Below are 5,255 nucleotides of genomic sequence, written 5' to 3' on the forward strand. Positions count from 1 at the left end.
CACATGTTTCGCAATTTCAATGCCAATGTTTTGGGGACTTTTTTGCAGCAGAGCGAGATTATCGAACTGGCCCTGAGCTTTGGCTTCAAGAGCATTGATCTGGACATCGCGGAGTTCAGCGCCCTGGCCCGGATGAAAGGGCTCGAATACGCGCGCCGTCTTATTGATAGCGCACAGATCCCCATCGGAAGCTTCGAACTCCCCGGAAACCTTCAGGCCAGCGATGAAGAGTTTCAGAAGTTCATCGAACGGCTCCCCGAATATTGCCAGAATGCAACGGTTCTGGGGTGCACGCGGTCCTTCGTCACGCTGGCCCCCTTCAGCGAGACGCGACCTCTCCATGAGAATTTCGAACTGCACCGTCAGCGGTTGAGCACCGTCTGCGGCATTCTCAAGCAGCATGGGATTCGGCTGGGCGTCGGTTTCAAAGCGGTTTACGAGCCGCCGCGGGAAGCGGTATTCCAGTTCATCCGCAAGCTCGACGAGCTGTTGCCGCTCATTCAGGCGGTGAAGGCCGAGAACCTCGGGTTGCTGGTCAATGTGTGGGACATTTTCGTGGCCCATGGAAATCTCGAGATCCTCTTCCAGCAACCCAAGGAGCTTGTCACCGTCGTTCATCTTGCCGATGTTCCTGAGGATGCCCCCGTGGATCAGATCAAGGATTGGCAGAGGGCGATTGCCCGGCCGGGCGGACGCATCGATTGCGTTGCCGTGCTGAAGTGGCTCCGCAACATTGGCTATGACGGTCCCGTCACTCCCATGCCGACCCGCCGGATGCTCGGTACAGGCCGGGCGGATCTGCTGGCCCGCGAAATCGGTCTGGCTACCCTGGAATTGTGGCACGCGGCCGGATTGCCGCTGGAAACCCGCTACGCCAATCTCCTCAAAACCGCCGGTCGATTGGCCACTGTCTGAAATTCAGCGCGGGGAGCCTCCGGGCTGCCGGCGGTTTTGGACAGCATCTGCCGCTTGATACGGCTTCACACAATGATTGTGTTGAAAAGTCGCGCGTAGGTGGTGTCAACCGACGGGCCACCGGCGGCGGGGGTGATCCGGTTATCCGCGATCACCGTGGTCCAGACTTCGCCGAGGATGATTTCCGGAAATCGGCCTGGCGCTTTCTGGGAATTGTTACCCAGGGTATTGCCCAGGATGTAATTGTCGCGCCCGCCGTTAATCTGGATTCCTCCGCGGTAATTGTTGTAGATGCGGTTTCCCTGGACGACGTTGAAACGGTCGGCATATTCGCCGCCCAGCCCCAACCCGCCGACACCGCGGTCGTTGCCATACAGCTCGTTGTTAACCGCCCACACACCGAAGTTGTTGAAACAGTAGTGGAATCCGTTGCCCTGGTTGTATCGGCTGACGTTGTTGATCCACAGGCCCCCGATGGTCAGATCGCCTGCGGGATGGAGCCCGTGGCCGACGTTGTACTCGGCGATATTGTTTTCCACCCGGATGTCCCGTCCACCGTTGGCCATGATGCCCTCGCCCCACCCCGTACTGGCCATACCGTACCCGGCGCCTCGCACCAAATTTCCGCGGACGATCGCGTCTGTCTCCCATCCCAAAGCAATGCCGATATTTCGGGCGTCAATCACGGTGGAATTTTCCACGAGGTTGTCATGGCCATATTGCAAAATGATCCCGGAAGTGGGTGAGCGGGTGACCGTCACATTCCGCACCGTGGAGTTCGCGGCATAGACGAGATCCACCGTGCCCCGCGGTATCGACCGCCAACGCGTGTACTTCGCGTGGAGATTTCCGTTGATCGTGAGATTTTCGATGGTCACATTGGCGACGGGCTGCCCGGCCGTCCCCGCTGCCCTGACCAGGGGAATCAGATTCGTCACTTCCGCCGAGTCCTCCGGTCGGAAGATACCGTACTCGATGGGCCTGTCCAGGACCAGCACGCCGGGTTCGATGCCCACGATGGTGTAAAGCTGGCCGTCGAATTCCTTCCGCGAAAGCAGCACGATCTCATCTCCCACCTGAAATCCGCTCGTGCTGGTCACGCTCACGCGCAGATCCCCCGCCTGCGCCGTCGCAGCGAGCGAGGCAAATGTTTGCGTCTTGCGAACGAGCGTCGTGCCGGCGTCACTCCCGCGGAGAGTTACGTTGGAACGCAGGACTAACCCCTGGCGCAAGGTGAATGTACCGGCGGGCAGGATGACGGTGCCGCCCTCTTCGGGGAGTGCATCAATGGCCCGCTGGAAACCCAGGGTGGGGCTGGTGGGATCATAGTAATCGGCCGCGTTGATGACCGTCGCGGGGCCATCGCGCGTGATGGTTGCTCTGGGAGCACTTCCCTGTATGACGTCGTCTTTGTCCACGAAATAGGTTTCCCGCAAGAATCGCGTCGCCCGAACAAACGTGGGCGTCTCGGCAAACAGGATGTCGGAGAGGGTTGGGGTGATGGTGATCTGATCCTGACCGCGGGAGCTGTACATTTCCAGACGATCGTTTCCCCCACTACCGCCCAATGCGCGCACCACCGAAAAGGTTTCCACGCGATTGGCATACCCGGCGCCTTCCAGCCGCGTGTAATAAGGGCGAACGGTGAGAAGATCATCCCCGCGGGAATCATACAACCAGGCGACGTCCGATCCGCCGTTCCGCGAGTAGGCGTACACACCATCGAAAAATTTGACCCGGGTGAAATAGGGACCGGTCGTCATGCTCGAGAAATCCGGCCGACCGATAAACGTGTCATCGCCAGGAGAATCATAGAAGTAGGCTGTGTCGAAACCGCCATTCCTGGCATACACGTGGGTGTAGGCAAAGCCCTGGATGCGCAGGGTGTGATCGAGATTGAAGAGGGCGACGTCCCCGGGAAAACTGAAGACGAAATCATCCGACGGCGAGTCGTTGACTTCCGCCACATCGACACCCCCACAGGATCGCACGATGGTGGTCCAGAATCCTTTCGCGCGGACAGACACGCCGCTCGTTTGCAGCGTCACATCCCCCAGTTGGCCGCCCAAAATGTCCGTGCTGGAAGTGCCGCTCAACAACGCCGTGTCTTCCCCGGTTGTGGCAACAAACGTGACATTGGAAAAGAATTTCGCGCGGTTGTAAAACGTGTCTCCGCGCAGAATCGCAATGTCTCCCTGGTAGGTCGCCTGGTCCGCTTGCGGAGAATCGTAAAAGGTGACCGAATCTATGCCACCATTGCGGGCATAAGCGTGGATGATGGACGGGCCCGTGATCGAAGCGTGGAATTGAGGAGAATCCAAACTGGCGGCATTCGGCGCAAAGCTCACCTGGTCATTTCCCGGCGAGTCGATGATCTCTGCAATGGCGGACGAACTGGCACGGACATCCAGCGCTGCCACCTGCGTGATGGTGATCGTTCGTCCCCCGCTGAGGATCCGCGTGAGAGCCGGCGAGATTGATATGTTCTCGTTGGGGGCCATCGTTTCAAGCACGACACTATCCCCCCCGTTTCCACCGACGATTGCGAGTGTGGTCCATCCCCCGGGCAGGGTGTAATCAATCTGGTTCACGGTGATCGAGCCGTTGCCCCCACCACGAAAAAACAGAGTGTCCGCTCCCGCCGTTCCGCGAATCGTGACGGTTGTTCCGCTCATCTGCACAAGAGCGGCCAGCCAAAGTGTCTCCCCAGTTTGTACATCCGGAAGATAGACAAAGACGGTCTGTCCAGCGACGACCGGCAGATCGATTCTCCCCATCCCCTGGGCGGTAAGAACGAGGCTTTGTCCAGCCTGGGCATACATGGCGACGCTGGCCGAGGATTGCTGGCTGGGCGTCTGGACCCCGCGAATGACCGTCAACGTGCCCGTGTTTTTGGCGGTCAGGCGATACCATATTCCCGGCGTTTGCACCGACGGCGCCACCTGACGAAAGTCCACGCTTCCCAGGTCGGTGAAGGCGGCGGGCAACGACGTCGTGGCAGGAACCGCACTCAGCAAATCGCGGTGTTCCAACGGCTCAAACGCCAGGCGACGTGCCCGCTTGGACAAGCGGTTATTCTTCATGGCGGGTCCTCGTCACAAGCTGCAACTCAACGGTGCTTCATCAACGGGAGGACGGGCGTGCCTCTCTCAAGGCAGAAGAGCTAAAATCTCCGAGGCTTCGGGAAATAGTGTTTCAGGTTTTGAACGAGGAGGCGAACCGCTCACGCCCTTCTGTTAAGTTCCAGAGTAATTGGCCGGGGTCGGTAATCAACCGCAATCCGTCGCGGTGGGCTGCCAGCCTGCTCCGTCGAACCCGGTTCTCCGGAATATGACGAGAATGCCATTGGCCCAAGACCGCCCGGCCGTCTGCTGATCTAATCCCGCATCGCAATGCCAGAATTTGCCCCTTGTCTTAGGTCACTAATGCCGTAGTATTTAGCACAAATAGCACAGGCATAAGTTTGTAAAGCATGCCGGTGAAAGAAGTGTCGTTACCCGATGGTTTGGGGTCACCTCAATTGGCGTTCAGGTTTGCGGCACAGGTTGATTGACCAAAGGAGTTGACACGATGGCGTACGAATTACCCCCTCTCCCCTACCCGTATGATGCGCTCGAACCCTACATCGACGCGCAAACGATGGAGTTGCACCACACGAAACACCATCAGGCGTACATCAACAACGTGAACAAAGCCATTGCCGGCACAGAATGGGAAAAGCTTCCCGTCGAGCAGCTCGTGGCTGCGATTCATCGTGTGCCGGAACAGATTCGCACGGTGGTGCGCAACCACGGTGGCGGCCACGCCAATCACTCGTTGTTCTGGACGATCATGGGCCCGAAGGCAGGCGGTCAGCCCAAGGGCAAACTGGCCGAGGCCATTGACAGGGAACTCGGCGGTTTCGAAAAGTTTCGCCAGGCTTTCACCGCGGCGGCGATGGGTCGCTTCGGCAGCGGCTGGGCGTGGCTTTCCGTCGATCCCAACAAGCGGCTCGTCATCGAAGACACGCCCAACCAGAACAGCCCGCTCATGCACGGGAATATCCCGATTCTGGGCATCGACGTCTGGGAACACGCTTATTATCTCAAGTACCAGTATCGCCGGGCTGAGTACGTGGAGGCCTTCTACAATGTGATCAACTGGGCGGAGGTCCTCCGGCGGTACGAAGACGCGCTGGCCCAGCCCGCTCCCGAATCGGCCAAGTATCCCCTCAAGACGGAATCCTGAGAGCGGCCGATGCTTGGGTGGCTTGGCTCCCAGCGCCCGGGCTAGTGCCCCAAGAAACCCCGTGGATGCACGGCGAGGCAGACCGTTGCCTCGCTTTTTTATGCGCCAGCCGA

The 5,255-nt window shown here is 59.0% G+C and carries 3 protein-coding genes; 2 read left to right on the forward strand and 1 reads right to left on the reverse strand.

The genetic code is table 11. The features are described from left to right. A partial coding sequence (locus H5U08_RS09575) for a TIM barrel protein (protein ID WP_297032471.1) occupies positions 1–915 on the forward strand: 915 nt, incomplete at its 5' end. A gap of 65 nt (positions 916–980) precedes the next feature. Here H5U08_RS09575 and H5U08_RS09580 read toward each other — a convergent pair. After that, positions 981–3,998, reverse strand: a complete 3,018-nt coding sequence (locus H5U08_RS09580) for a right-handed parallel beta-helix repeat-containing protein (RefSeq protein WP_297032473.1) — start codon at positions 3,996–3,998, stop codon at positions 981–983. Between the two features lie 487 nt (positions 3,999–4,485). Between H5U08_RS09580 and H5U08_RS09585 the strand changes: the two genes are divergently transcribed. Then, the gene (locus H5U08_RS09585) at positions 4,486–5,142 is read left to right on the forward strand and encodes a superoxide dismutase (protein WP_297032475.1); all 657 of its coding nucleotides are present in this window, start codon (positions 4,486–4,488) and stop codon (positions 5,140–5,142) included. The last annotated feature ends 113 nt before the right edge of the window (positions 5,143–5,255 follow it).

This window comes from Thermogutta sp., assembly GCF_014359955.1.
Taxonomy (GTDB): domain Bacteria; phylum Planctomycetota; class Planctomycetia; order Pirellulales; family Thermoguttaceae; genus Thermogutta.

What these genes read in the sequence shown, in the direction of transcription:
- H5U08_RS09585 (WP_297032475.1), top strand. Translation starts at nt 4,486, where the DNA reads ATGGCGTACGAATTACCCCCTCTCCCCTACCCGTATGATGCGCTCGAA.
- H5U08_RS09580 (WP_297032473.1), bottom strand. Translation starts at nt 3,998, where the DNA reads ATGAAGAATAACCGCTTGTCCAAGCGGGCACGTCGCCTGGCGTTTGAG.